The following is a 26,337-nucleotide window of genomic DNA, read 5'->3' as shown; positions in this document are numbered from 1 at the left end:
AGGTCAGGCGGACCTACCCGCCCGACCTCCAGGTCAGCGCAGCGCCTTGGCCACCCCGTGCCGGAGCGCGGTGTAGGCCGCCAGCTCGGTCTCGATCGGGTCGACGACGAGCTCGCGAGAGACCTCGGCGACCGCCGTACGCAGCCGCGCATCGGCCACCCGCGCCCGCCGCCGGGCGGTGCTGATCACCAGCAGGTGACACACCCACCACAGCAGCACCCCGAGCCCGACGCCTCCGATGAGCATCACGTAGGGCAGCTCGACCCCGGCGACCGAAGGCGTCACCTCTCCGACCTGGGCGGCCCCGGAGAGCAGCAGCGCCACCGACCACACCAGCCCGACGCCGGCGACGATGATCAGCAGCCACTGGAGCGCCTTGACCAGCCCGGTCCACAGCGGCAGTCGCTCGGCGTTGAGGTCGACACCGCCGACCGAGGCGTCGAGCCTGTCGGCGAGGTCGCCCATCCGCGAGACCGAGGCCCGCCGGATCGCGTCGCGCCACGGCGAGGCGAGGCCGGCACCGGCCTCGTCGGCCAGCTGACGCACCTCGGTGTCGACCCTCGCCCGCTCGACCGCGGTGGTCTGCGGCAGCGAGGTCCGGGCGCGCCCGGCCAGCTGGGTCGCCTCCTCGCCCAGCGCGAGGTGAAGCCGCTTCAGCGGGTCCGGCTTCAGCCGGGAGACCCACGAGACCAGCGGCCATCCGGTGGCCGCACGGGCCCGGGTGCGTACGGAACGCTCGACCGCGTCGACCACGGTCGGCACTCCCGCGGCCTCCGCGATGGCGTCCTCGAGCGCCTCGACGCGCGGCTTGGCCAGGGAGCGCGGCTTGGCGTCGCCGGAGGCCTTGGCGAGCTTGACCGCGGCGGACCTGATGTCGGCCGAGAGCCGGGACTTGTTGGCGCGCTTCGCCGCGGCCCGCTGGGCGATCTCGGTCTTGAGCTGCGGGATCCCCCAGCCGAGCTTGGCCGAGACCGGGATCACCGGGACGTTGCGCAGCCCGTCCTGGTCCAGCAGCCGGCGTACGTCACCCAGCATCGACTCGCGACGGTCCTCGGGAACACGGTCGATGTGGTTGAGCACCACGACCATGATCTCGGAGTGGGTGCGGAGCGGCTGCAGGTAGCGGTCGTGGATGGCCGCGTCGGCGTACTTCTGCGGGTCGAGCACCCACACCAGCATGTCGGCGAGCTCGACCAGGCGGTCGACCTCGAGATGGTGGGAGACCTCGGTGGAGTCGTGGTCGGGGAGGTCGAGCAGCACGACGCCGTCGAGCTCGTGCCCCTCGCGGCGGGTGTCGAGCATCGAGTCGCGGGTGGTCTGGTGACGCTCGGGGATGCCCAGCCACTCGAGCAGCTCCTGAGCGCCCTCCGAACCCCACACGCACGCGGTCGCCCACGACGTGGTCGGCCGGCGGACGCCGACGGCGGAGAGCTCCAGCCCGGTCAGGGCGTTGAACGTGGACGACTTGCCCGACCCGGTCGCCCCGGCCACCCCGACGACCGTGTGGTCGGCGGAGAGCTTCAGGCGTCCCTGCGCCTTGTTGACCACGGTGCGCGCCTCCTCGACGAGCCCGTCGTCGAGGCGTCCCGTCGCGGCGGTGGTCGCAGCGGTCAGTCCGTCCAGTCGATCACCGAGGTCTCCACCCCGGCTGACCAGGTTCTTCGCACCTTCGAGCAGGCCGCTCAATGATCCCCCTTAAGTCCCTGACAAGTCTCAGTCGTCGCCGCGCTGGCTGGCGAACCGGGCGTCGCCGACCTTACGCGCGGCGTGCCGCAGTCGCTCCGGTGCACCCTGATCGATCTGCAGCGCGTCGACCTGTCCTGTGTAGCGCGCACGCTCCTCGTCGACGAGCCCCACGATGCGTACCTCCAGCGCCTTGCGCGCCTTGGAGGCCAGCCCGCGCACGGCCTGATCGCCGAAGACCGCCTCCAGCAGCTTCTGACCGAGGAGGAGCGTGCCGCCGGCGATGCCCACCTCGGCACCGACGAGCGCTCCTCCGGTCGAGGCGAAGACGACCACCATCAGCGCGACGCCGAGGCCGTTGACCCCGTAGGAGAGGAACTTCGCAGTCGTACGCTTGTCCTGGCCCTCGCTGCGGACCATGTCGAGCACGTCCTGCTGCCAGTCGCGCACCGCGCGCTCGGCCTTGGGCCGCAGCGCGCGCGAGGCCCGGCCGAGGTCGGCGGGGCCGGCTGCCAGGAGCCCGCGTCCCGCCGGGCTCATCTGCCAGGCGGCCTCGGCCCTCTCGGCGGCCGCCTCGCACTGCTCCAGGATCAGCATCTCCAGGCCACCCTGCACGGCCGCGGTCACCCGCTCGGCCTGCTGGGGCTTGCCCTTGATCGAGCCCAGGATCCGGTCGCGGATCATCCCGACCCGGCTCTCGAGCGCCTTGAGGATCTCGCCGGTGCCGACGAACTCCTGCCAGCGGGCGAGCACCTCGCCGCGCAGCAGCGTGCCGTCGGCGGTCGCCGCCATGATCGACCTGAGCGCCTCGTCGTAGGCCATGTCCGCATCCGTACGCAGCCGCCGCGCCGCCTCTCCCTGACCGTCCGCGGTGTCGGCGATCGGGTGGACCTCGAGGGTCAGCGCCCGCACCGCACCGTCGAGCGTCTGGGTGACGACCTGATGTCGGGCGGTGGCGTCGTCGGCGAGCATGTCGAGCCAGGCGCGTACCTCGGCGACGTGCTCGGCCGGCAGCAGCCCCTTCTCGGAGACCTCGCCCTCGTGGACGATGAAGAGCGGGGAGTCCTTGAGGCCGCGCGAGGCGAGCATCCGGGCCAGGTGGCCGGCGACGGTCTGGACGGCTTCGGTCGGGGTGCGGTCGAGCACCACGGCCACCGCGGTGGAGCGGTTGGCAGCGAGCTGCAGGAACTCCCACGGCACCTGGTCGGCGTAGCGCGCGGCCGAGGTGACGAAGATCCACAGGTCGGCCGCGGCGAGCAGCTCGGCCGCGAGCACCCGGTTGGCCTCCTCGACCGAGTCGACGTCGGGCGCGTCCAGGATCGCCAGGCCGGGGTGGAGCCGGTCGCTGGCGACCAGCTGCAGGGCACCGGGGTCGTTGGTCGGGTGGTCGACCCGCTCCAGCTCGGGAAGCAGGCGGTCCTGACCGAACCAGCGGCCGTCCTCCGGGTTGTGCACCAGCACCGGCGAGCGCGTCGTCGGCCGCAGCAGCCCCGGCGTGGTCACCTTGGCACCGACCAGCGAGTTGACCAGCGTGGACTTGCCGGCACCGGTGGAGCCACCCACGACCGCGAGCATGGGCGCGTCGATGGTCATCATCCGCGGGATGATGTAGTCCTCGAGCTGCTCGACCATGGTCTGCCGGGCCGCGCGCTGCTCCTCGGCGCCGGGCAGGTCCAGCGGGAGGGTGACCTCGGTCAGCGCCTGGTGGAGCTTCACCAGCGCGGTGACCATCCGATTGCTCTCGCCGCCGGCGGCCAGGATCGCCGCCCGGGCGGCCTCGAACTCGGTGGTCGGCTTCTCGGCGAGCATCCCCGCCGTCTGCGCCTCGTAGGCGGTCGGCCCCAGCCCCGGAGCGATGTCCGGAGCGATGTCCGGAGCGATGTCGTCGTGTGCCTGGTCCTCGGTCATCCTGTCATCACCTGTCCGCTCGGGAACGCGATGTGCGGACGTACCTCACTGATGCGGTCAACGTATGCCCTCCCCCGGGCGGCGAAGTCTGGCGGCGGGTTGCCGCGCAGGAATCGCCAGTGCAAGTATCCGAGCTCGATGGCAGCCTGCTGGTATTCACGCATCGCCGCAACCCCCTGAGCCCCTCCGTGGGTCGACGCGAACCTCCGCGCCTGCTCCCGCCGCCGCAGATCGACCACCCAGCCGATGTCGGTGTAGGGGATCAGCCCCCGCTGGGCCGCATCGGTCAGCGACCGGGTCAGCACGATGCGCTCGGACTTCCGGCGCCAGATCGCGAAGACCACCATCGACACGAACGCGGGCACCATCAGCACGACGTACGCCAGCAGGAAGCCGGCCCCGTCGAAGAGCAGCGTCGAGCCGTTCCAGGTGCCGTGGGTGAGCACCGCGACGGCGTAGCCCAGGAGCGGCGCGACCACCTTCAGCCAGCGCTTGCGGGTCACCACCGCGACGCCGATGCCGATGCCGGTGAAGGCGGTGAAGAGCGGGTGGGCGAACGGGCTGAACAGGCAGCGCATCACGAAGACGACGGTGAACTCACCGATGTGTCCGGCCGAGCTGTCGCCCATGCCGGGCGTGCCGTTGTAGGTGCCGCCGAGATAGAGGATGTTCTCGGTGAAGGCGAAGCCGATGCCGACCATGCCGGCGTAGACGATCCCGTCCAGCACGCCGTCGAGGAGATGGCGTCGCCAGAACAGCAGCACGAAGAGGAACAGCCCCTTGGCCGCCTCCTCGGTGACCGGCGCGACGATCGCCAGCTGGGTAGCCTCGCTCCACCCGGCGAGCAGCGCCCCGACGCTCTGCACGATCAGCGCCGCTGCCACCGCGATGAAGGCGCCCCACCCCAGGCCGAGCGCCAGCAGCGACTTCGGCTCGGGTTCGTAGCGGTCCAGCCACAGGAAGGCGTAGACCAGCGGCACCACCGGGACGGCCGCGAAGAGCACCCCGAGGATGGCGCCGGTCGGAGCGAGCTGGTCGTCGACCACGCTCGTGCTCAGCAGAACGACCCCGAGCACGGGCAACGAGGTCAGCACGACAAGCACGCCCACCACGATGGTGAACGTGCGGCTGCTTCTTGTCGGATCCTTCGGGATCGCCCCCATGCGCGCCAGACTATCGGGCGTCCGGCCCGCACGTGCGACCAGACACCGTTCGGACACCCTCACGGGCCCCGTGGCCAGGGAACTCACGAGCGTCGTCGGCACGGCGCGGCGTACGATTCCCATATGACGGACAACGGCGCCCCCACCCCTGCAGAAGACCACACCGAGAGCCACGACCAGCCGGTTCCGGAAGCTTGGTCCAACTTCATGAGGGAGGGCTGGGACGACCGCGAGGTCGAGGTTCCCGAGCATCCGATCACGCCGTGGGCGGCCGCGCGCCGGGAGCGGCTCGCGGGCATCTTCCCGGGCGAGCGCCTGGTCGTTCCGGCCGGCACCTACAAGGTCCGCGCCAACGACACCGACTACCGCTTCCGCGCCGACACCGCCCACGTGCACCTGACCGGCAACCAGACCTCCGACGCCGTCGTGGTGATCGAGCCCGACGGCAGCTCGGTGCTGTACGCCCGCCCGCGCAGCGGTCGCGACACCGACGAGTTCTTCCGCGACCGTCAGTACGGCGCGCTCTGGGCCGGTGCGCGTCCCTCGGCCCGTGAGCTCTCCGACTCGCTGGGCATCGAGGTACGCCACGTCGACCAGCTCGAGTCCGCGCTCTCCGGCAGCACCCCGACCCGAGTGCTCCGGGGCGTCTCGGCCGACGTCGACAAGCTGGTCGGCCCGGCCGGGGGCGGCCGCGACGAGGAGTTCGCCAAGGCGCTCTCCGAGCTGCGCCTGATCAAGGACGAGTGGGAGCTCGGCGAGCTGCAGGAGGCCTGCGACATCACCGTGCGCGGCTTCACCGACGCGGTCCGCGAGTGGGACCAGGTGCTGAAGCACGGCGAGCGCTGGATCGAGGGCACCTTCTTCCGCCGCGCGCGCGCCGAGGGCAACGACCTCGGCTACGACTCGATCGTCGGCGGCGGGTCGCACGCCACCACGCTCCACTGGATCGACAACGACGGCCCGATCGTCCCCGGCGAGCTGGTGCTGCTCGACATGGGTGTGGAGGGCCACAACCTCTACACCGCCGACATCACCCGCACGCTCCCCATCTCCGGGAAGTTCACGCCGCTGCAGCGCAACCTCTACGAGCTCGTCTACCAGGCCCAGCAGGCCGGCATCGAGGCGATCCGCCCCGGCGTGACCTTCCGGGCCGGCCACTTCGCCGCGATGGAGATCCTCGCCCACGGCCTCGACGACCTCGGTCTGCTGCCCGTCTCGGTCGACGAGGCGCTCTCCGAGGACAACAAGACCTACTCCCGCTGGACCCTGCACGGCGTCTCCCACATGCTCGGCCTCGACGTCCACGACTGCGCCTCCGCGTCGAAGGAGGCCTACATCGAGGGACCGCTGCAGGAGGGCATGGTCCTCACCGTCGAGCCGGGCCTCTACTTCCAGAAGGAGGACAAGCTCGTCCCCGAGGAGCTGCGCGGCATCGGCATCCGCATCGAGGACGACATCGTCGTCACCGCCGACGGTTCGGTGAACCTGTCCAAGGGCCTGCCCCGGACCGCCGACGACGTCGAGGCGTGGATGGGCCAGTATCTGTGACGTGAATGCTGACCGAGGCAACTCAGTCGAGCAGCACTGCCCTCGTGGAGTTCCACGAGGGCAGCGACTGCTCACCGAGGTGACTCGGTCAGCGGCCGCCGTGGCCGGCTGCATCGTCCTGGCATCGGCCCTGACGGCCTGCGGCCCCGGACGTACGCCACGACAGCAACCCGCCGCATCGGGGACGCCCAGCGCGTCGGCGTCCGAGTCCGCGTCCTCGGCTCCGGACGACGTCTTCGACGGCGCCGTGGTCGGGATCGACCCGGGCCACAACGGCGGCAACGCGAGCGCCCCCGAGGTGATCAACGAGCCGGTGTGGAACGGTCGCTCGAAGAGCCCGTGCAACACGACCGGCACCGCGACCGCGGACGGCTATCCGGAGACCGACTTCACCTGGGCCGTGGCGACCAAGCTCGCCGCCGACCTGCGCGAGTCCGGCGCGAAGGTGGTCATGACCCGGAACAGCAACGACGGGGTCGGGCCGTGCATCGACGAGCGGGCGAAGATCATCAACGACGCGAAGGCCGACGTCGCGATCGACATCCACGCCGACGGCGCTGCCGAGACCGAGCGCGGCTACTCGCTGCTGATCCCGGTGCCCTCCGGCACCAACGACGAGGTCGTCCAGCCGTCGCGGCGCTACGCCGAGCTGCTGCGTACCGAGATGCGGAGGACCGGGATGCCGCTGGCCTCCTACCTCGGCGAGGGCGGCTTCGTGGAGCGCGACGACCTGGCCGGGCTCAACCTCACCACGGTGCCGCAGGTGCTGCTCGAGACGGGCAACATGCGCAACGCCGAGGATGCGCGGCTGCTGAAGTCCGACCGGTTCCAGGAGCGGACGGCCGCCGCCATCAAACGGGCGATGGCGGCGTACCTCCGCTCACGCTGAGCTCCGCGCGGTCACGCCTTCGCTCGGCTCAGAGCTTCTTCCACTCGACGGGCTCGAGCCCGTACTCCTCCGCGATCGGGCCCCAGGCCTTGGCCGCCGCCTTCTTCGGGTCGTGGCTGGCCAGGCTGAGCGTGGTCGCCTTCTCCAGCTTGCCCTTGCCGCCGATGCACTCCCCGTCGGCGTTGATCCGGCGCTTCTCGCCCCAGGCGGCGAAGGCGAGATCGGCGTTCTGGGCCGTCATCCAGGCGGACTCGAGGTTCTTCACGAGCTTCCGCGAGCCCGGGAGGACGGCGGTGTCGATCTCGGCGACCTTCGTCGCCAGCTCCTTGCGGGACGCCGCGGCGTCCTCGAAGGTCTGGATCGCCTCCTCGATGTTCTCGCAGGCCTGGAGATCGGCCTGCGCGGCACCGATGGCCGCCTTGTCCTTGGCCGAGGTCTTGATGAGCTCGTCGATCTTCTTGGCCTCGGCGGCGGCACCGCCCTCGGTGGTGGTCGCGCCCTTCGTGGTGCCGGTCTCGGCGTTGGCGTCGCCGTTGCTGTTGATCAGGCCGATGACGAAGGCGATGATCGCGACCACGACGGCCAGCGCCACGACGATGATGCCCCAGCGCTTCAGGTTCAGGCCGGAGCCCTTGCCCTGACCCTGGCCGCGCTGCGGCTCGTAGCGGGCGTCGAAGGCGTTCCCGTAGGGGTCATAGCCCTGGGGCGCCATCGGAGGCGGCGCGGGCGTGTTCGGCCCACCACCGACCGGCGGCTGCCCCACGAGGGTGGCGTCGGAGTAGACGTTCTCGTAGGGGTCACCGTAAGGCTGGCCGAACTGGTCCTGGGACGGGTCCTGCGGCTGCCCGTAGGGCTGCTCGAACGCCTGGTCGTAGGACTGGTCGTAAGGCTGGTCGTAGGACTGCTCGTGAGGCTGGTCGTAGGACCCCTCGTAGGACGGCGACCACTGAGCCTGGTCCGGCTCCAGCTGCGGCGCGAGCGGGGCGTAGGAGGGATCGCCGTACGCCGGCGGCTGCTGACCCTGGTCGGCCTGACCGTCGTCGTAGCGCGCCTCGGGCGCGGGGGCGTCGAACTGACCCTGCGGCGGCGCGAACTGCTCGAACTCCTCGCGCGGCCGGGTGCCGCCCGCGGCCTCCTCCACGCCGTCGAACCGGGGGCTCATCGCGACCTGGGTGTTGTCCTGAGCCTGCCGGAAGGTCTCCTCCTGCTGGGGCGGCGCCGGCTGGCGTCGCTCGACCGGAGGCATCGCCTCGTGGGTCATCTCGGAGGCCGGGCCGCCCATCTGCGGCGCGGAGTCCACGAACGCCGGGTGCTCCGTGCTCTGGCTGTGTGCCGCAGCCGGGCGCTCGGGAAGCGGTGCCAACGGCTCGGTCGGACGCTCCGGCGCCTGCCGCTCCGGGAGCGGTGCCAGCGGCTCGGACACGGCGCGCTCGGGCGCCTGACGCTCCGGCAGCGGTGCCAACGGCTCGGACACGACGCGCTCCGGCGCCTGACGCTCCGGCAGCGGCGCCAGCGGCTCGGACACCGCGCGCTCGGGCGCCTGGCGCTCCGGCAGCGGCGCCAGCGGCTCTGAGTTCTGCGGCGGCTCGGGCCGCTGCGGCTCCGGCGCGGGCGCCTCAGGCGCCGGCCGCTCGGGCGCGGGCGCCTCGGCAGCAGGCTCCGGGGCCGGCTCGGCCTCCGCGACCTTCCTGCGCTTGGGCAGGAAGAGCGACTGCGACTGGGAGGCGAGCTCGGGCTCGAACTTCGGCGTACGCGCCGCCAGCCCGAACAGGCCACCACCGTCCGACCCGGCCGGCGGCGGAGCCATGCCGCCACCGAAGGCGGGCTGCTCACCGCTGGGCGCGGTCATGTTGAGCTGGGGCGCCATCGAGGCCCCCGGCGTACGTCGGACCTGCTCGAGCGGCAACGGGGCCGGCTCCGTGTCGGCCTCGGGCGCGGGCACAGAGGTTCCTTGCCCACGCCTCGGCAACGACAGACCACCCTGCTCAGGATCGGCACCCCTCTGCGGCAGTCGCGGGGGTGCGACCGGCTCCGGTGCACCCTGCGACGGCGGCTGATGAGCGCTTCTGACGGGGGTCCCACAACCTGTGCAGAAGCGCATACCGGTGACGGCTGCACCGCACGAGGTGCACATGGACTCCATAGTCATGACCGGGGACCTTACCGATGATCCGGTCGAGTCTCGAACCCTCGTAGTCCGCCCATCGGACACGCACGTCGACAGTGTGGGGACAGTGCACCCAAATACCCCCCACACCTTGGTAACACTCCGGTCAGCGTTTCGGATTCCGATGCACACATGGGATACGGGCACCGGTAAGATCGGCCGCGGCCTGCGCAAACCCCCTTCCGGCGGGGTGCTCCAGCGGGCCACGCCTCCGTAGCTCAGCTGGATAGAGCATCGGCCTTCTAATCCGACGGTCACAGGTTCGAATCCTGTCGGGGGCGCCCCAGTAATTTTGTGTGGGTTAAATCATGCGCCCGCGCGTGTTTCGGCGGGGACGGCGGTCGCGGCCGCCCTCCCGGCGTACACGGTCCGGAAGAACGGCAGGGTGCGGTGCACCATCGGACCGATGAGGAGTGCCTCGGCGACGGTGCCGATCCCGACGATCCCACCGAGGAGCCAGCCCGCCGCGAGCACGGTGATCTCGACGCCCGCACGGCAGATCCAGACCGGCGCGCCGGTCCGCTGGTGAAGACCGGTCATCAGGCCGTCGCGCGGACCGGGACCGAGGCCCGGCGCGATGTAGATCCCCGTCGCCGCGGCCAGCAGCAACAGGCCGCCTGCGAAGACCGCGACCTGCACGAACACACCGGAGACCGGCGGGATGAGCCACAGGCCGATGTCGGCCGAGGTGCCGACCAGGAGCACGTTGAGCACCGTCCCGATCCCGGGCCGCTGGCGCAGCGGGATCCAGATCAGCAGCACGCCCAGCCCGAGCAGATTGGTCATCAGGCCGAACGAGATGCCGGTGACCTCGACCAGACCCGAGGCCAGCACGTTCCACGGCCCGACGCCGAGCGAGGCACGCAGAAGCAGGGCGAGTGCGATGCCGTAGAGGAAGAGTCCAGTTATCAACCAGGAGAGCGACTTCACAGAGAGATCCTTCACGATTGCAAAGCCAATCACGGGTCCAATCGAAGGTAAAGAAGCCAATCAGCGTAAGGTGGCCTCATGCCTCGCGGAAGAATCGGTGCCACTGCGCTCGCTGGCCTGCTCGGTCAGTGGCAGGGAGAAGGCCCCGCCTACGAGAACCTCGCCGAGCGGATCCAGCTGCTGCTGATCGACGGGCGGCTCTCTGCCGACGTACGTCTCCCCTCCGAGCGCGAGCTCTCCGAACGGCTGATGCTGAGCCGCACCACGATCACCGCCGCCTACCGCCGCCTGCGGGAGCACGGCTACGCACTGAGCGTCCAGGGCTCGGGCACGACGACGAAGCTCCCGCCCACGGCGCCCGACTCCTTCACCGAGGGCGGCGAGATCGACCTGGTCAGGGCCACCCTGCCAGCCACCCGGCGACTCCCCGAGGCCGCCGTCGAGGCGACCCGGCGGCTGGCCGACCACATGACCGGTCCCGGCTACACGCTGTGGGGCATCGAGGAGCTCCGCGCGGAGATCGCGGCGCGCTACACCGACCGTGGCCTGCCGACGGACCCCGACCAGATCATGGTGACCACCGGCGGCCAGAGCGCGATCGCCCTGCTCGCCCGCACCGTGATCAGCCGCGGCGACCGGGCCTACGCCGAGAGCCCGTCCTACCCCAACGCGTACGACGCCCTGAGCCTCGCCGGAGCCCGGATCATCACCAGCCCGGTCACCACCGACGCCGGCTGGGACATGCCGGCGATGCAGGCGGCCATCGCCCGCACCACCCCGGTGATGGCGTACGTCATGCCCGACTTCCACAACCCGACGTCCCGCTCGATGTCGACCGAGGACCGGCTCCGCCTGCTGCACTCCGCCGCGAAGGTCGACACCCTCGTGGTGGCCGACGACACCACCGCCGAGCTGGACATCGACCGCCGCCAGAGCCACCCGCCGCTGGCAGCGATGGCCGGTGAGCACCAGGCCCGGGTCGTCCACATCGGCTCGGCGAGCAAGATGCTGTGGGGCGGGCTGCGGGTCGGCTGGATCCGGGCCGACCCGGTGCTGCTGACCCAGATCGCCAGCGGGCGCTCGGCGACCGACCTCGGCACCCCGATCTGGGAGCAGCTGGTCACCACCATCCTGTTCCAGCATCTTCCCGAGATCCTCGAGGAGCGCGCCGCACAGCTGGCCGCCGGCCGCGCCGCCCTCTACCAGGCGATGCGCGAGCACCTGCCCGACTGGGAGCTCCCGCCGCGCATCGACGGTGGTCTCTCCGCCTGGGTCGGCCTGCCCGCGCCGGTCAGCTCCCAGCTCACCCTCGCCGCCCGGCCCCACGGCCTGCTCGTCACCGCTGGCCCGCGGTTCGGCGTCGACGGCGCCTACGAGCGTCATCTGCGGCTGGCGATCACGCCGCGACCCGACCTCGTCCGGCGCGGCGTCGAGATCCTCGCCGAGGTCTGGCCCCGCGCCGCCTCCACCCCTGCCCTGGCCCTCACCACCTCGGAAGCGGTCGTCTGAGCCGCAAGAAGTTCGGGTGAACTCGTTGTGACGCGCGCCACGTTGGGTCACGATGTGCAGCATGCAAGGACTGATCCAGGACGCACCGCTGACCATCGACACGATCATCCGGCGCGCCGAGCGCGTCTTCCCGACGCGGGAGATCGTCACCAAGACCGCAACCGGTCTGGAACGCAGCACGTTCAAGGACCTGGCCGTGGAGGTACGCAAGCAGGCCGGTGTCCTCGACCGGCTCGGCATCTCCGAGGACGGCCGGGTGGCGAGCTTCGCGTGGAACACCCTGCGCCACCTGGCGCTCTACTACTCCGTCCCGTGCACCGGCCGGGTGCTGCACACCGGCAACATCCGCTACTTCCCCGAGCAGCTCGTCTACACGTTCAACCACGCCGAGGACGAGGCCGTCTTCATCGACCGCTCGCTGCTCGGCCTGCTGGCGCCGCTGCTCCCGCAGCTGACCACCCTCAAGCACGTCGTCGTGATGGACGACGGGGCGCCGACGCCGCTCCCGGACGACCCGCGGGTCGTCTCCTACGAGGAGCTGATGGCCGATGCCGAGGAGGCGGTGATCGACGGACGGGTCACCGACGAGCGCGCCGCCGCCGGGATCTGCTACACCTCCGGCACCACGGGAAACCCGAAGGGCGTCGTCTACACCCACCGCTCGCAGTACCTGCACGCGCTGGCTTCCCTGTCCGGCACCCTCTTCGGCACCAACGACCGTGACCGCGTGCTGCCGGTGGTGCCGTTCTTCCACGCCAACGGCTGGGGCTTCGCCCACTCCTCGCTGCTGGCCGGCGCCAACCTGATCCTGCCCGGCCCCGACCTCTCGCCCGCCGGCATCATCAAGCTCCTCGAGGCGGAGAAGGTGACGATCGCGGCCGGCGTACCGACGATCTGGATGGGCATGGTCCCGCTCCTCAAGGACGCCGACCTCTCCTCGCTGCGCGTGGTCATCTGCGGCGGCTCCGCGGTCCCGAAGTCGCTCTCGGAGGCCTGGCGCGAGGCGATCGGGCTGCCGATCACCCAGGCCTGGGGCATGACCGAGATGTCGCCGCTCGGCAGCGTCTTCAACGAGCGCGCCGAGATCGCCGACCTCTCCGAGGAGGAGAAGGCCGACTTCCGTACGTCGCCGGGCATCCCGGCCGTCGGTGTCGAGCTCCGCATCGTGGAGCCCGGCACCACCGACGAGCTCCCGTGGGACGGCGAGACCACGGGCGAGCTCGAGTGCCGCGGGCCGTGGATCGCGTCGGGCTACTACAAGGTCGACGCGGCCGGCTCGTTCTCGCCCGACGGCTGGCTGCGCACGGGTGACATCGCCGCGATCGAGCCGCTGGGCTACGTACGCATCGTCGACCGCACCAAGGACCTGGTGAAGTCCGGTGGCGAGTGGATCTCGACCGTCGCGATCGAGAACCTCATCATGGGCCACCCGAGCATCGCCGAGGCCGCGGTCGTCGCGGTGCCGCACCCGAAGTGGGGCGAGCGGCCGCTGGCGTTCGCCGTGGTGAAGGAGGGTGAGTCGGTGACCAAGGAGGAGCTGCTCGGCTACCTCGCCGACAACCTGGGCAAGTGGCAGGTGCCCGACGACGTGGTCTTCATCGACGAGGTGCCCAAGACCTCGGTCGGGAAGTTCTCCAAGAAGACCCTGCGCGAGGAGTACGCCGACTACAAGCTGCCCACGGTCTAGGCCGCGGATCAGCCCAGCTGCGCGAGGATCGAGTCGCACTCGACCCTCGCGCAGCGGGCGTCCTCGTGCTTGCCCAGGGCCGTACGCGTCTCGGCCAGGTGGCCGAGGGCGTCGGCCAGTCCTGGTAGGTCGCCGGCGGCACGCAGCTTGGTCACGGCCTCCTCGAAGTGGCCGGCCGCCTCGTCGAACGAGCCGAGCTGCTGGTGGATCCAGCCGATCGTGGCGACGACGTTGCCCTCGCTGCGGTTTCCGGGCGCCACCCGGCGCAGCCCGGCGAGCGCCGCCTTGCAATGCCGGAGCCCCGACGCGTAGTCGCCGTCGAGGGCCTCGTAGAGACCCAGCCGCCCGGTCGTCCAGGCCGCGCGGATGGGGTCGCCCGCCCGGGCGAAGACCTCCGCCGCCCGAGCAGCGTACGCAGCAGCCCCGGCGTGGTCGCCGGAGGCCGTGGCCACGGTGGCCAGCCGGTGCAGGGTCTTTCCCTCCGCCGCCAGGTCGGCCGACTCCATCGCCAGGTCGAGGGCGCGGCCGAGGTGGTCGAGGGCGTCCTCGACCCGCCCGAGCCGCCCACAGGCCGCCCCGGCGGCACGGTGCAGGACGCCGAGCCCGGCCGGGTCGCCACCCTGCGAGACGCTGCGGCGGATCCCTGGCAGCGCGGCCTCGGCCAGCGCGGCGAGCTCGATCCAGCGTCCCTGGAGGTCGAGCAGGCGCTCGAGGGCCGCGACGAGCAGGACGATCCGGTCGAGCGCGATGCTCCTGGCGACGGCCGCGTCGATCACGCGTGACATCACCGGCAGCTGGGTGGCGATCCAGACCAGCGCCTCGGCACTGTCTCCGACGACCTCGACGGCCACCCCGTCGCGGATCGGCTCGGTGGGATCGATGTGGCTCTGGTGGGGGTCGTAGGCGCTGTGCACGGACCGCGCGCTGAACACGTAGTGGTCGATCATCCGCAGCTCGGCCTCACGACGGACGTCGTCGGGCTCGTGGCTCGCGAGGTCGGCGGCGTACTCCCGGAGCAGGTCGTGCAGCACGAACCGGCCCGGTGCCACCTCGGTCAGCAGGTTGGCCTCGGTGAGCTCGTCGAGCAGGCGGCGGGCCCGCACGCGCGGGACCCCGGCCAGGCTGGCCGCGGCCAGGACCGTGAGCGTCGGCCCCGGGTGCAGACCGATCAGCCGGAAGAGCCGCGCAGCCGCGTCGGACAGGTGCCGTACGGACCACGAGAAGGTCGCCCGGAGATCGCCGCGTCCTCCGCCGAACCCGTCCAGGCGGGACTCACCGAGCTCGTCGGCGAGGTCGGCCAGGGCATACGCCGGCCGGGTGGCTGCGCGGGCAGCCACGACCGACAGCGTCAGCGGCAGCGAGGCGCACAGCTCGATGATCCGCTCCACCGCCTCCGGCTCGGCCAGGAGACGGTCCTCGCCGAGGCGCCCGGCCAGCAGCTCGTAGGCCTCGACGTCGTCGAGCAGCCCCAGCTCCATCGGCTTCGCGCCGGCCTCCGCGACCAGACCGGAGAGCCTGTTGCGGCTGGTCACCAGGGTCACGCAGCCGGGGCTGCCGGGTAGCAGGCTGCGGACCTGCTCGCTGTCGCGGGCGTTGTCGAGGACGAGCAGCACCCGCTTGTCGGCGAGCCTGCTGCGCAGCAGCCCGGCCCGGCCGTCGATGTCCTGGGGCTGGCGGGATCGTTCGACCCCGAACGCCTCGAGCACCACCCCGAGCGCGTCCAACGGGTCCAGCGCGTCGCGCGGGTCGAAGCCGCGCAGGTTCACGAACACCTGCCCGTCCGGGAAGTGGTGGGCGCTGCGATGGGCCCAGTAGAGCGCCAGGGTCGTCTTGCCGATCCCCGCCGTGCCGGCGATCGCCGAGATCACCACGGCCCTGCCCTCGTCCTCGGCGGCCAGCTCGTCGAGCATCGTCAGATGGTCCTCGCGGCCGGCGAAGGCGGCGACGACCGGCGGCAGCTGGCGCGGCACGATCTGCTCGTGAGCCGGTTCGGGCGTGGGCTCGGGATCGTCGCCGTCGAGGATCCGCAGGTGCAGGTCGCGTACGTCCTTGGACGGCTCGACCCCGAGCTCGTCGCGCAGGAGCCGGAAGAGGCGCTGGTAGGCGTCGAGGGCCTCGGCGGTGCGGCCGGAGTGCCACAGCGCAGTCATCAGCAGCAGCCACAGGCGCTCGCGCAGCGGGTTGTCCTGGACGAACGGCCCCAGGTCGCCCACCACCGCGGCCTGCCGGCCGAGCGCCAGATCGGCGGCGGCGCGCGATTCGACGGCGACCAGGCGCAGCTCGTCGAGCCGGGCGGCCTCGGTCGCGATCATCTGGGACTCGCCGACCCCGCCGTACGCACCCCCGGTCCACAACCCCAGCGCAGCATCGAAGAGCATGCTGGCCCGCTCGTGGTCCCCGGCGTCGGCGGAGGCACAGCCCTGCTCGACCAGCTCCTCGAAGCGGACCTGGTCGACGTCCGCGCCGACCAGCGCATAGCCGTTCGCACGGCGCTCCAGGTGGTGGCGGTGCTCACCGAGCGCACGGCGCAGGTCCCGGATGCGCTGGTGCAGGAGGTTCACCCCCGTCGCCGGGGGTGAACCTCTCCACAGCTCCTCGACCAGCAGGTCGGAGGAGACCGGCGCTCCGCGCGCGGCCACCAGCAGGGCGAGCAGCGTCCGCCGCGTACGCGACAGCTTCTGCACCGTGCCGTCGTCACAGATCAGCTCGACGGCGCCAAGGACCCGGACCCGCACCACACCTCCTGTTGACCACGCAGCATTACGTCCGAGACGACCTATCGTCTCATCACCACGCAGATGGTGACGCGGAATGCCGCCAGACGGTTGCCTGGAGGTTGGCTAAAATTTCGAGTTTACGGAACCCGCCACAGGCCGCTCTCGCCGCCCTTGTCGATCTGGAAAGCGACCTGCTTGATGTTCACCCCGACCGGGACGACGAACGGCACCAGGGCCGTCCGCTGGTCTCGCGGCTGCAACCCGAACGGGTTGGGGAACACCTCGCCGCCGTCGACCGTCACCGTGCTGGGCGCGCTCTTGTACTTCTTGCCCGAGGCGTCGATGACCGTCGTACCGGTCGCCGGGGTGTCGTTGAACACCCGCGACCCGGCGTTGACGACCTGGATCTCGACGGCCATCACCCGCGACCCCGGCGGGGTCTCGCTGCCGTCGGTGAACGACGTCTCGAAGACGTCCTGCACAGTCACCCTCAACAGGATTCCGGGTGCCTCGCCCTTGATGGTGCCCTCTGCCGTCAACCCCAGCTGCTGGTTCTGCTGGATCCTCTCGGTGCTGTCGACGGTGATCACCTTCTTCTCCATCGCGGGGTTCTCGCCATGGTTGTTGCTGTAGAACCCGTAGTCGATGGAACTGTCCGAACCGCAGCCGACCCCGGCCGCCGCGACGGCTCCCCCGAGGATCAGCATGGCCACACGACGCACACGCACTCCTTATGAAATTTGTTGCCATGGAAGGGTAATTGTTCCCCTTGATTTACCATGGCAACATGCCGGAGTCCAAGCAGTCGGCCTAGGGTCTAAGGTCCCAATCCCAGCACAAGTCTTCGGGGATCATTTCCACAGAACGAAGCGGTGGACGGGCCTGTCATCACCGGCTCGACGAGAAACCAGGGCGTGACCAGCGAAAGCTCGTCGATCGGGCTCGCGCCGGCCATCGCGATGTGCACGAGCGGACCCTACTCCGTCCCCACGGCCGGACGCTCGACGAGAGCGGCCAGCTTCGCCGGAGCCTGGATGCAGTAGGAGTCGGTGAGGAGCTCGGCGATCTCGTCCCAGTCGGTGTCCTCGTCGACGATCATCCCGACCACGTTGCCGCCCCAGCCGGCCTTGAAGTAGGGGTGGCCGAGATGCTCGAAGGCGATCACCTCGTCAGGCTCGGCCCGGAACACGATCCGGAAGAGCTGGTCCTCGCCGCCGAAGACGTGCGCGACCGTCGCCTGGCCGACCCGCCAGCGCACGCCGACCCAGGCGTCGTCCTCGAGACACTTCGGGAACGCGGCGAGGATCTCCCTCAGCCGCGCCACCATCGCCTCGGGAACCGCAGGACGCTCAGCCATGCTGCCGATCCTGCCAGGGACCACCGACATCATTAATTGCTATACATGTTTATGATCAACATGTACCGTTTCTGCCATGAAGAAGCAGACGATCGGATACGTCGTGTGGCGCCTCGCCATGCGTCTGCGGGTGTCGATGGACCGAGCTCTCGCGCCGCTGGGCCTCACCCACGCGCAGTACTCGCTGATCGCCTCCCTCCACGGCCTCCGCTCCTCGGAGGCCCCCACCCAGAAGCAGCTGGCCGACATCACCGGCTTGGAGCCGATGTACGTCTCCAAGCTCGCCCGTCAGCTCGAGACCAAGGGCTGGGTCGAGCGCGTCCGGGACACGAAGGACACCCGGGCAGTACGTCTCGCCATCACGCCCGCGGGCACCGAGGTCACCAGCGAGGCGATCGCGGTGACCGGCCGGCTGCTCGACCAGCTCATCGCACCCCTCGGCGGCCGCGACAGCCGTCAGGCGGCCGAGGCGCAGGCCGCGCTCGAGGCGATGCTCGCCGCACCCATCGACACCGATCCCACACCTGGAGATTGATCATGACCACCGCCACTCCCCCTGTTCCGGGCCCCGTCACCGGCGCCAACCTCGGCGTCGCCTACTTCGCGATCCGCAAGAACCTGCTCGAGGTGCTCGACGACTACGACCTGACCTTCGAGCAGTCGCTCCTGCTCAACTACCTGAGCCGAGGCGACACGCCGCGGGACGATCTGGTCGCGACGACCGCCGGCAACATCAAGGTCTCCGCGGCCGAGGTCGAGTCCCACCTCGACGCCGCGATCGCCCGCGGCCTGATCGCCGACGGTCTCACCCTGACCGCGGAGGGCGAGCGCCTCCAGCAGCAGATCACGGAGCGCAGTCAGCCGCTGACCAGGACGTTCTTCGCCGACATCCCGGCCGAGGACCTCGCCGCGACTGCGCGCGTCCTGGCCACCCTCACCGAACGGGCCAACGCCGCACTAGCTGCCTCCTAGTATCGGGGCCATGGCACAGGAGAAGTACGACGTAGTGGTGGCCGGCGGCGGTCACAACGGCCTCACCGCCGCCGCCTATCTGAGCCGGGCGGGCCTCTCCGTCCTCGTGCTGGAGCGGCTCGACCACGTCGGCGGCGCGGCGATCTCGGCGCAGGCGTTCGAGGGCTTCCCGACCCGGCTCTCGCGCTACTCCTACCTGGTCTCCCTGCTGCCCGAGCAGATCCGCACCGACCTCGGGCTCGACATCGAGCTCGCGTCGCGGCAGACCGCGTCGTACTCCCCCTTCCTCGACGGCTCCCGCGCCACCGGCCTCCTCGTGGAGACGCCGGAGGGCGAGGCCACCGCGGCAAGCTTCCGGGCGGTGACCGGGTCGGACGAGGAGTACGCCGCGTGGCAGTCGTTCTACGCCGAGGTCGCCGATCTCGCCCGGGTCGTCGCACCCACCCTCACCTCCCCGCTGCCGACCGCTGCCGCGATCCGCTCGCAAGTGGCAGCGCCGATCTGGCGCGACCTCGTCGAGCGGCCCCTGGGCGAGGCGATCGAGCGCCGGTTCACTGACGACCTGGTCCGCGGCGTGGTCGCCACCGACGCCCTGATCGGCACGTTCGCCGGCCTCGGCGAGGAGAGCCTGATCCAGAACCGCTGCTTCCTCTACCACCTGATCGGCAACGGCACCGGCGAGTGGCGCGTCCCCGTCGGCGGCATGGGCGCGGTCACCGGGGCGATCACGAAGGCGGCGTACGCAGGTGGCGCGGAGGTCCTCACCGACGCGACCGTCACCTCGATCCGCGGCGGTGCGGCCGGGGAGGGCGCCGAGGTCACCTGGACCGACTCCTCCGGCTCCCACACGGTGGCAGCCGACTTCGTGCTCGCCGGCCTGGCTCCGTACGTCCTCGACGGCCTCCTCGGCCGCACGCCTTCCCCCGCGGTCAAGCCGGTGGGTGCTCAGCTCAAGATCAACATGCTGCTCCAGCGCCTCCCCCGGCTGCGCTCGGGCGAGGACCCGAACGTCGCCTTCGCTGGCACGCTCCACCTCGGTGAGTCCTACTCGGAGCTCGAGAAGGCGTACGCCGAGGCCGCCGCCGGCTCGGTGCCCACCGAGATGCCCGGCGAGGTCTACTGCCACTCGCTGACCGACCCCTCCATCCTCGGAGACGTGCCGCCCGGCACCCAGACGCTCACCTACTTCGGCCTGCACGCCCCGGCGACCCTCTTCGACGACCCGGCCACGCGCGAGGAGCGCAAGGCCCAGGCGGTCGAGCGCGCCATCGCCTCCCTCGACAAGCACCTGCTCGACCCGATCTCCTCCGTCGTCGCGCGGAACGCCGACGGTGAGCCCTGCATCGAGGCCAAGATCCCCCAGGAGATCGAGGCCGACCTCGCCATGCCCGGCGGCCACATCTTCCACGGCGACCTCGCCTGGCCCTGGGCACCCGACGACGCCGACCTCACCACCCCCGCCGCCCGCTGGGGCGTCGCCACCGACGTCGGCAGCGTCCTGCTGTGCGGCTCCGGCGCCCGCCGCGGCGGCGCCGTCTCCGGCCTCGGCGGTCACAACGCCGCCCAGGCCGTCCTGGAGCTCCGCTGACCCGCTCCTCGATTTGGGCCGCATCCGAGCCCGCTGCTAATGTTCTTCTCGTCGCCGAGCGCGCCTGACGCGCGAAGGACATGCGCCATTAGCTCAATTGGCAGAGCAGCTGACTCTTAATCAGCGGGTTGTAGGTTCAAGTCCTACATGGCGTACATCGAAATCGGCCCCTGACCTGGTCAAACAGGTAAGGGGCCGATTCTCGTTTTGCGGTCGAAAGTCGCCACTTAGGACGAATACAAGGATGAATGGCTACGCTGCGCCCGCATTCTCATCACCTTCGGCGTCCCCCTTGCGACCGACTTTGTGAGCGTCCGGGTTGAGAGCTTCGAGAGCATCGAGGTTGCCCGCGTTCTTGGCCTTGCGGCCAAGGTAGACGTCCTGCGTCATCGAGACACGTGAGTGCCCCAACTGGTCAGCGATCGCGCGGGCACTCCGGCCGCCTTCGTCCAGCATCGTCGCGACCGTCTTTCGGTAGGTGTGCGTCGTCAGCCACTCGAAGTCGGTACCCTCCCGCACCTGCCGAATAGAGCGCTGCACGGCGTTCCGGTCGCGCCAGGTGCCCGCGCCACTCGGGAACACCGGGCTGTCGTCGGCGCGACGGCGCTCATGGCGCTCCTTGAGCATCGCGATGCACCACTGCGGCAGGAACAACGGCCGCTCCGACGTCTCCGACTTCACCTTCTTGGCAACCAGCCCTTTCCCCTTGACACGGATGATCGTCCGCTCGACGCGGACCATGCCCTTGACCAGGTCGACGTCAGCCCAAGTGACCCCGACCGCCTCACCGACGCGCAGCCCGGTAGCGAGCATGAAGCGCGCCAACTGCGGCAGATCCTGGCGGCAGGCGTATTCGCTGGCGTCGAGAGCATCGATCCACTTGCGCAGCTCCTCTACGTCGAGCGCCCGTGCCTTCTTCGTCTTCGCGGTGATCGGCGTCAGCTCGCGCATCGGGTTGTACGTCATACCTCCCTGCCGAACGGCCCAGCCGCAGGTGTTCGACACCACGGTCTTGCAGACCTTCGCGGTGGCCGGGCCCTTGTCCTTGAGCACGCCCTGAACGAACCGGTCGAGCAACGGCGTACGCAGCTCCCCTAGCCGAAGATCACCGATCGCGGGCAGGATCACGCGTTCCGCTTCTCCCGTGTAGAGGTCGAGGGAGGACTGAGACCGCTCCCCTGCCTCGACCTGGTCGGCGAACGTAGCGAGCCAACCCGCGTACGCCTCTCGGAAGCGGGTCGTTCTGGAGCGACCCCTTTGCCATACCCGCAGCAGCCACCGCGACGAGAGCCCGAGTATCCGCCCGCGCCCTACGCGCCGCGCTCGGAAGCGACCCGGGCCTATCGCGCTGCCTACGATCTCGGCGTACGCCACTTCGGCACTATGAGTTGGGACATCATCTCCCGCTACGAGGCTAGGCCTACGGCCCGGTTCACCCGAACAACACGGCTACCGCGGCGGGGTAACTGCGGCTTGGCGACGCCTGCAGACGTTGAAGGCCTTCGGCCGCGAAGTGGCCTGCCGCGATTACGCCGAGAGCCGCGAACAGCTCCGCAGCGAGGCGCAAGATGACCGTCCGTACTGAGCTCCGCGGTAGGGCAGTCAGGACAACCGGGGTCCGGCCGATTGGCCGATCCGTACCCAGTCTGGGGGTTGTGACCACACGGAACCATCAACGCGCGAGCCGCCGTAGTTCGAGACTGCTGCACGTGACCTCCGAGGACCTACCCAGGGAACCCCCAGCCGATGAGACGGATCCGCGCCTGGCGGCGCTCAGGGAGAGGCTCAACGACACCTTCTTGGATGTGAGTCACGGAGAGTACTTCCGCTCCCGCGTCCACGGCTGGGCCGCCTATCGAAGCAACGCCAACCTGTCTCTGCCTGAAGGAGTTGCCGAGCGACTGCCCGCGACCCTCACGTTTGGTCGGACCAGCGATGCAGAAGACATCTCTTCACTCGATGCTTTCGTGATCGCCTATCACGCTGCCGAGACTTACTGGCGATACCTCTTCGCCTTGCTGGACGGGGACGGCCCAACGGGCATGCCAGCCGTCGAAATGATGGAAGTGCGGGCAGGAGACCCGTTGTTCGACCGGATTACGGAGTACATCAGCCTCGATGATGCATACCTCACGCCTCGTCTCGACTTCCTCTTTCTTCCGCCCGAGCTTGCCGCGAAGTGGTCAGACGACCGTCCAAGCATCGACGGGATCCAGGAGTATCTACGCCAGTGGTGCCGAGAGCTTGGACGATTCCTTAATGACTTCCGCCGGGCGAACAACTCGGTCAAACATGGATTGGCTGTCGTGTCCCGCCCGGGGCAGCTCGCTTTCGTCCCCGCCGACGCTGCATTCGGACCTCCCGTGGATCTCATCAACGGCCCGACCTTGTCCACCATCGAGACCGACTTGGTCCTAGACGAGGACGGCAAGCCTCGCAAGGGTGCCAACGGGAAGAACCTGCGTAACTGGTTCTGGGTGGACCGTGCAATCGACCCAGAAGAACTCATTGCGCAGGCCATCGTCACTGCCGACCTTCTCGATTGGCTCAGGGCGATCGCGCAGATTCGCCTGCTCCGACCTGAAGGACTGCAAGCGCGCGGCATCCAGGTTGGATTCATGGTGCGATCAGAGCCGACACCGACCAGCATTCGGAAATCCCGACTGCCCGGCCGTACCTTTCGGCTCCCCTTCAATGCTGAGCCACTCCCCCCAGAAGCCGCCGCCGAGGTGCTGCGTCGACTCGACCTGGGCGATGACAACGAGGATGCCTAACTCGCGCGACCCTCCGACCCGACCCCTGCACCCTGCGCGATTGCGCACACAAACGACCACACATGCCCCACTGGTCCAGCCGATCTCCGAGGCCTTCCACAGTTGGGTAAATCTTTGGAGGCCGCTGCGAGCAGTGGCGGAGAATAGCAATGTTCGGACCGCGCGGAGCGAATAGGAGGCGCAGGGTTGTCTGACGCAGGGTCGGTACCTGATGCAGGACCGGAGAAAAAGCCCAAGAAGTCGTCACCCAAGACGGTACGGCCTGGGAAAGCGCCAACTGACGGTAAGCACGATCTTAGGATCGCAGTCGTCGCGGCTGTTTCAGCATTAGCTGGTGCGGCAGTAGGGGCAGGCGCGAGTATTTGGATTGCGCATGCGCAGATAGACGAACAACGCGCTACCGAGGCTCGCGAAAGGAAGGCTCAGGTTTATTCCGATTATTTGAATGCGGCAAACAACTTTAGCGTGGCGGCCGGGCGACTAACTGAGGAATTGAAGACGTCAACGCAGGCGGAGCGAGACAAACTCACGCCGAACACGCCCATAATAAAGAACTACTACGACGCAAGGTCCAACTATCAGGATCAAGTCAATCGTGTCTACGTCTACGGGAGTGACGAGGCCTGGAAGAGACACCGCACGATGGCTGGGGTACTGCCTCCTTCGCTCCAGTCTTATGACATCGAAAAGGTCGATTCCACGAAATTCCTTGCAGCCTACCAAGGGTTTCAGGAGATCCTCTGCGAAGAAGTGCCCGCCCAGCCCCGCGATGGGTGCAAGGATCATTGACTCTCGATTCATAGCCAGCGTCCATGGGAATGGAGAGCTTTTGGTGTCCCTGCCGGTGCGACTCCCGGCGCGTGGCCCAGGATGAATGTGTGTGGATGACAGCCGTGTAGTCCTGATCTACCACATATTGGGAACAGGTCACGGAAACGCGACGCACATGACGGGAACTCCTGTAGTTTCCGTTGAATGCTAATCCAAATTGCGTTCCTACTAGCGGGAGCCATCCTTGGGGTTCTCGCAACCAATCTATCCGAAGGTTTTGGCCTCAGTCAGCGTGCAGCCAGGACGAACAGGCGACGCGCACTTCGAAGGATAGACAAGCTTCGAGCCGAACTGGCAAGAATTAGCGAGTTTCACGAAGAGCCGACAAAACTCGTCGCATACTTGGCAGCGCGGATGTTCCTCTTTCAGATTCTATGGTTAGCAATTGGATCGGTCGACGCAGCGATAGGCCTGATCTTAAACGGCGCCAACGCAATGTCGCTATTTGCCGTCGCTCGACTCCCTACGGAAGAATTATCTACTGTAGGATTTGCGATCGCATCAGCGGTCTATCTGCTGTCTTCTCTTACGATCGTCTCATTCGGCACTGCTTGGTATCGAAATTGGAGGCGTGCTCAGTCGTTCGCGTCGTACAAGTTGCGCGTCATGGCACAAATTGGCCAACTTGAGGAAGTCGCGTCACCGACGAATCAACAGACAACTCCGGGCAGCAGCTCATCGGACTAAGTCGCTGACCACCTGGCTAAATATCAGGCGGACCGACAGGGGAAACACTTGTTCTCAGGATCACGCTCGTTGTGAGGCGAAATGAAGCCTCGATGGCTCCGTTAATCACTTCGCTCCAACCGTCGATCACTCGACCAGCAATCGATTGAGGCGGCTGGCGCGCCCCGGTTTCATCCTTTGTCACGCGAACCTCCGTCGGAGATCTTCCGGACCCAGCGTGACGGAGCGCGGACGACTCCCCGTCGCCTCACCAATCTTGGGGATGTCACGCGTACAATGGCGCTCAGCGAGGGGTAGCCGGGCACCAGACCCGATGGCGCGCTACTCGTCCGGAGTGAGGACGAATGCTGGGATGAATGCGCCACGACCCCGTACGAACAACCATGAACAACCAGAACCGCAAGACAGGCCATTGAGCGGGTCTTCGAACGAAAGCCGTGTAGTCCTGATCTATCAGCGGGTTGTAGGTTCAAGTCCTACATGGCGTACCAAACAAGACTCCTGACCAGCACAAACGGTCGGGAGTTTCTTGCATTTCAAGGCCCTGATACCCGGTGCGTAAGGAATGCGGTTCACGAGCCCGTCTCCCCGCCCTCGTCATTCTGGCCGGTTTCAGAGTCCTCAGCGTTCGCTACGCAACTCCTGAGGAACTCGACTCCTACGTCTTCCTGCCACTCGTCCCAACTCCCCTGCAGTCGCAGCATGTGCGACCTCACGCTGAAAGCCCGCTCCGACCATTTTCCCAAGCCCCCGCGTTGGGCGCTCGCGCGTACGACCTACCTCGCCAACTTCTTCAAACGCGTCAGGGTCCACTTGTCCGCGTGGACTACCCCTACGGTCTTGTGGCGCGGAAAGACCGGGCCGCGCTCGACAAGACTCAGGGCAGTACGTGCTGCATGTTGCACGGTCACATCGTCGCCCAATGCCTCGGCTATGCGGATGAGCGCCAGGTGCCAGCGGAAGAGCACATTCGGAAACTGAGACGTGCCTCGTTCGAAGAAAGAGTTCAGGAGTGCTTGAGCCTCGTTCACACTGGCTGCGTCGCCCTTTTCGATCAACACTTCAGCGAGGGCAATCTCGACCGTGCACGACGTCCCGTTGAGCGTCGGATGTTCGGCTAGCAGCCTGCGAAAGTACGCCTCGGCAGTTGCCGGATCGTCGTCCGTGTACGAGTCGCCGAGGTGCTCCAAGGCTGCCGCCTTCTGGGTGACGGCCAACTCATCAGTGCTCTGGAGAACCCGTTCCCACAACTCTCGAGCCCCGCGGATCTCGCCTGCGTCGCTCAGCGCAAGTCCTTTGATGCGCATGTACTGAGCGCGGTTGTTGGGCCGCGCACGCAAGACGCGCGCCTCGAAGTCGGCCTGAGCCGCGAGTGACCAGTCGGGAGAGCGGAACCAGTCTTTGGGCACCGAAACAGTGTGGCAGCCTGGTCGTCCCTCATGGCCAATCGCCTAGGATCAGGAACATGCAAGGGCTCCGGACACCGGCACCCGGGCGCGGGACGCGCCTGGCGCTGGCCGCTGTCGCGGTGGCGCTGTTCGGGCTGATGTCGATGCACGGCTGGGGATCGCACGTCGGTGCTCATCCGATGGGTGCCCCGCCCGAGAGCGCCGGGGTCATGGTCGTGATGGACCAGGGCGGCCCGCATGCATCCGGCCCGGTGACCGCGGCCGACAGCTCGGCAGGTCATCAGACCCAGGTCCCAGGCGACGACGAGGAAGGCGGGGGTCTCCTCGGCCTCTGCCTCGCGATCCTCACCGGACTGATCGTGGGCATCGTGCTGACCCTGGCGCGACGAGGCATCCGGATCCTCCGCAGCCTGCTGCCCGCCTGGCCGAGTGCCGGCTTCTCCGGGCGGGACCGTGACCCACCCGATCTGCTCCGACTCTGCGTGATCCGCTGCTGACAGGTCGTCGCCACGAGGCAC

At 68.8% G+C, this 26,337-nt stretch carries 21 protein-coding genes and 3 tRNA genes; 13 read left to right on the top strand and 11 right to left on the bottom strand.

Features of this window, described 5'->3' with window-relative positions; all coding sequences use genetic code 11:
- Window positions 1–33: 33 nt before the first annotated feature.
- The 3 genes from ACWZJV_RS19645 to ACWZJV_RS19635 are packed head-to-tail and all read right to left on the bottom strand — an operon-like array spanning window position 34 to window position 4,754.
- Complete coding sequence (locus tag ACWZJV_RS19645) at window positions 34–1,686, bottom strand: GTPase family protein (RefSeq protein WP_008363432.1); 1,653 nt, start codon at window positions 1,684–1,686, stop codon at window positions 34–36.
- A 27-nt stretch (window positions 1,687–1,713) separates the two neighbouring features.
- A complete protein-coding gene (locus ACWZJV_RS19640) occupies window positions 1,714–3,591 on the bottom strand; it encodes an ABC transporter (protein WP_457178021.1) in 1,878 nt (625 codons plus the stop codon).
- Window positions 3,588–4,754: a PrsW family intramembrane metalloprotease gene (locus tag ACWZJV_RS19635; RefSeq protein WP_457178019.1), complete on the bottom strand. Its 1,167-nt coding sequence runs from the start codon at window positions 4,752–4,754 to the stop codon at window positions 3,588–3,590. The genes ACWZJV_RS19640 and ACWZJV_RS19635 overlap by 4 nt, the downstream gene beginning before the upstream one ends.
- 123 nt (window positions 4,755–4,877) lie before the next feature.
- Between ACWZJV_RS19635 and ACWZJV_RS19630 the strand changes: the two genes are divergently transcribed.
- Window positions 4,878–6,302, top strand: coding sequence for an aminopeptidase P family protein (locus ACWZJV_RS19630; protein WP_457178018.1), 1,425 nt, complete (start codon window positions 4,878–4,880; stop codon window positions 6,300–6,302).
- Between the two features lie 79 nt (window positions 6,303–6,381).
- Complete coding sequence (locus tag ACWZJV_RS19625) at window positions 6,382–7,191, top strand: N-acetylmuramoyl-L-alanine amidase (RefSeq protein WP_457178016.1); 810 nt, start codon at window positions 6,382–6,384, stop codon at window positions 7,189–7,191.
- A gap of 28 nt (window positions 7,192–7,219) precedes the next feature.
- On the opposite strand, the gene ACWZJV_RS19620 is transcribed toward ACWZJV_RS19625, so the two are convergent.
- The gene (locus ACWZJV_RS19620; RefSeq protein WP_457178014.1) at window positions 7,220–9,133 is read right to left on the bottom strand and encodes a hypothetical protein; all 1,914 of its coding nucleotides are present in this window, start codon (window positions 9,131–9,133) and stop codon (window positions 7,220–7,222) included.
- Between the two features lie 432 nt (window positions 9,134–9,565).
- On the opposite strand from ACWZJV_RS19620, the gene ACWZJV_RS19615 reads away from it, so the two are divergent.
- Window positions 9,566–9,639 (top strand) — tRNA-Arg (locus ACWZJV_RS19615).
- Window positions 9,640–9,664: 25 nt separating this feature from the next.
- On the opposite strand, the gene yczE is transcribed toward ACWZJV_RS19615, so the two are convergent.
- Window positions 9,665–10,288: a membrane protein YczE gene (yczE, locus tag ACWZJV_RS19610; protein ID WP_008363419.1), complete on the bottom strand. Its 624-nt coding sequence runs from the start codon at window positions 10,286–10,288 to the stop codon at window positions 9,665–9,667.
- A gap of 78 nt (window positions 10,289–10,366) precedes the next feature.
- Between yczE and yczR the strand changes: the two genes are divergently transcribed.
- Together yczR and ACWZJV_RS19600 are read left to right on the top strand one after the other, a co-directional pair.
- Window positions 10,367–11,797: a MocR-like transcription factor YczR gene (gene yczR, locus ACWZJV_RS19605; RefSeq protein ID WP_457178012.1), complete on the top strand. Its 1,431-nt coding sequence runs from the start codon at window positions 10,367–10,369 to the stop codon at window positions 11,795–11,797.
- A 61-nt stretch (window positions 11,798–11,858) separates the two neighbouring features.
- Window positions 11,859–13,484, top strand: a complete 1,626-nt coding sequence (locus tag ACWZJV_RS19600) for a long-chain fatty acid--CoA ligase (protein ID WP_457178010.1) — start codon at window positions 11,859–11,861, stop codon at window positions 13,482–13,484.
- A gap of 8 nt (window positions 13,485–13,492) precedes the next feature.
- On the opposite strand, the gene ACWZJV_RS19595 is transcribed toward ACWZJV_RS19600, so the two are convergent.
- From ACWZJV_RS19595 to ACWZJV_RS19580, 4 genes are all read right to left on the bottom strand, one after another.
- Window positions 13,493–16,219: a BTAD domain-containing putative transcriptional regulator gene (locus tag ACWZJV_RS19595; RefSeq protein ID WP_457178008.1), complete on the bottom strand. Its 2,727-nt coding sequence runs from the start codon at window positions 16,217–16,219 to the stop codon at window positions 13,493–13,495.
- Between the two features lie 119 nt (window positions 16,220–16,338).
- Complete coding sequence (locus ACWZJV_RS19590; protein WP_008363411.1) at window positions 16,339–16,923, bottom strand: hypothetical protein; 585 nt, start codon at window positions 16,921–16,923, stop codon at window positions 16,339–16,341.
- A 95-nt stretch (window positions 16,924–17,018) separates the two neighbouring features.
- On the bottom strand, window positions 17,019–17,168 hold the full coding sequence (locus tag ACWZJV_RS19585; RefSeq protein WP_457178006.1) for a hypothetical protein: 150 nt from the start codon (window positions 17,166–17,168) through the stop codon (window positions 17,019–17,021).
- 9 nt (window positions 17,169–17,177) lie between these two features.
- A complete protein-coding gene (locus ACWZJV_RS19580) occupies window positions 17,178–17,558 on the bottom strand; it encodes an MmcQ/YjbR family DNA-binding protein (RefSeq protein WP_457178004.1) in 381 nt (126 codons plus the stop codon).
- Window positions 17,559–17,634: 76 nt separating this feature from the next.
- Between ACWZJV_RS19580 and ACWZJV_RS19575 the strand changes: the two genes are divergently transcribed.
- The 4 genes from ACWZJV_RS19575 to ACWZJV_RS19560 all read left to right on the top strand — a co-directional run bounded on the left by ACWZJV_RS19575 (window position 17,635) and on the right by ACWZJV_RS19560 (window position 20,273).
- Window positions 17,635–18,093, top strand: a complete 459-nt coding sequence (locus ACWZJV_RS19575; RefSeq protein WP_457178002.1) for a MarR family winged helix-turn-helix transcriptional regulator — start codon at window positions 17,635–17,637, stop codon at window positions 18,091–18,093.
- Between the two features lie 2 nt (window positions 18,094–18,095).
- Window positions 18,096–18,530 carry a MarR family winged helix-turn-helix transcriptional regulator gene (locus tag ACWZJV_RS19570; protein ID WP_457178000.1) on the top strand — a complete coding sequence of 145 codons (435 nt, stop codon included), beginning with the start codon at window positions 18,096–18,098 and terminating at the stop codon, window positions 18,528–18,530.
- Window positions 18,531–18,540: 10 nt separating this feature from the next.
- On the top strand, window positions 18,541–20,118 hold the full coding sequence (locus ACWZJV_RS19565; protein WP_457177998.1) for a phytoene desaturase family protein: 1,578 nt from the start codon (window positions 18,541–18,543) through the stop codon (window positions 20,116–20,118).
- An 82-nt stretch (window positions 20,119–20,200) separates the two neighbouring features.
- Window positions 20,201–20,273, top strand: a tRNA-Lys gene (locus ACWZJV_RS19560).
- A gap of 97 nt (window positions 20,274–20,370) precedes the next feature.
- On the opposite strand, the gene ACWZJV_RS19555 is transcribed toward ACWZJV_RS19560, so the two are convergent.
- Entirely contained in the window at window positions 20,371–21,246 is an 876-nt protein-coding gene (locus tag ACWZJV_RS19555) for a tyrosine-type recombinase/integrase (RefSeq protein WP_457177996.1), read from the bottom strand.
- Window positions 21,247–21,827: 581 nt separating this feature from the next.
- On the opposite strand from ACWZJV_RS19555, the gene ACWZJV_RS19550 reads away from it, so the two are divergent.
- From ACWZJV_RS19550 to ACWZJV_RS19540, 3 genes are all read left to right on the top strand, one after another.
- Window positions 21,828–22,892, top strand: coding sequence for a hypothetical protein (locus tag ACWZJV_RS19550; protein ID WP_457177995.1), 1,065 nt, complete (start codon window positions 21,828–21,830; stop codon window positions 22,890–22,892).
- 186 nt (window positions 22,893–23,078) lie between these two features.
- The gene (locus ACWZJV_RS19545; protein ID WP_457177993.1) at window positions 23,079–23,681 is read left to right on the top strand and encodes a hypothetical protein; all 603 of its coding nucleotides are present in this window, start codon (window positions 23,079–23,081) and stop codon (window positions 23,679–23,681) included.
- Between the two features lie 1,135 nt (window positions 23,682–24,816).
- Window positions 24,817–24,901 (top strand) — tRNA-Leu (locus ACWZJV_RS19540).
- A gap of 285 nt (window positions 24,902–25,186) precedes the next feature.
- Here the strand turns inward: ACWZJV_RS19540 and ACWZJV_RS19535 are convergent.
- Complete coding sequence (locus ACWZJV_RS19535; RefSeq protein ID WP_008363398.1) at window positions 25,187–25,819, bottom strand: hypothetical protein; 633 nt, start codon at window positions 25,817–25,819, stop codon at window positions 25,187–25,189.
- Between the two features lie 56 nt (window positions 25,820–25,875).
- Here ACWZJV_RS19535 and ACWZJV_RS19530 point away from each other — a divergent pair, with 56 nt between their 5' ends.
- The gene (locus ACWZJV_RS19530) at window positions 25,876–26,316 is read left to right on the top strand and encodes a DUF6153 family protein (protein WP_457177991.1); all 441 of its coding nucleotides are present in this window, start codon (window positions 25,876–25,878) and stop codon (window positions 26,314–26,316) included.
- Window positions 26,317–26,337 lie beyond the last annotated feature (21 nt).

Source organism: Nocardioides sp. WG-D5, assembly GCF_054031175.1.
The sequence above is the reverse complement of the archived record's forward strand: the minus strand, read 5'-3'. Positions and strand labels throughout refer to the sequence as shown.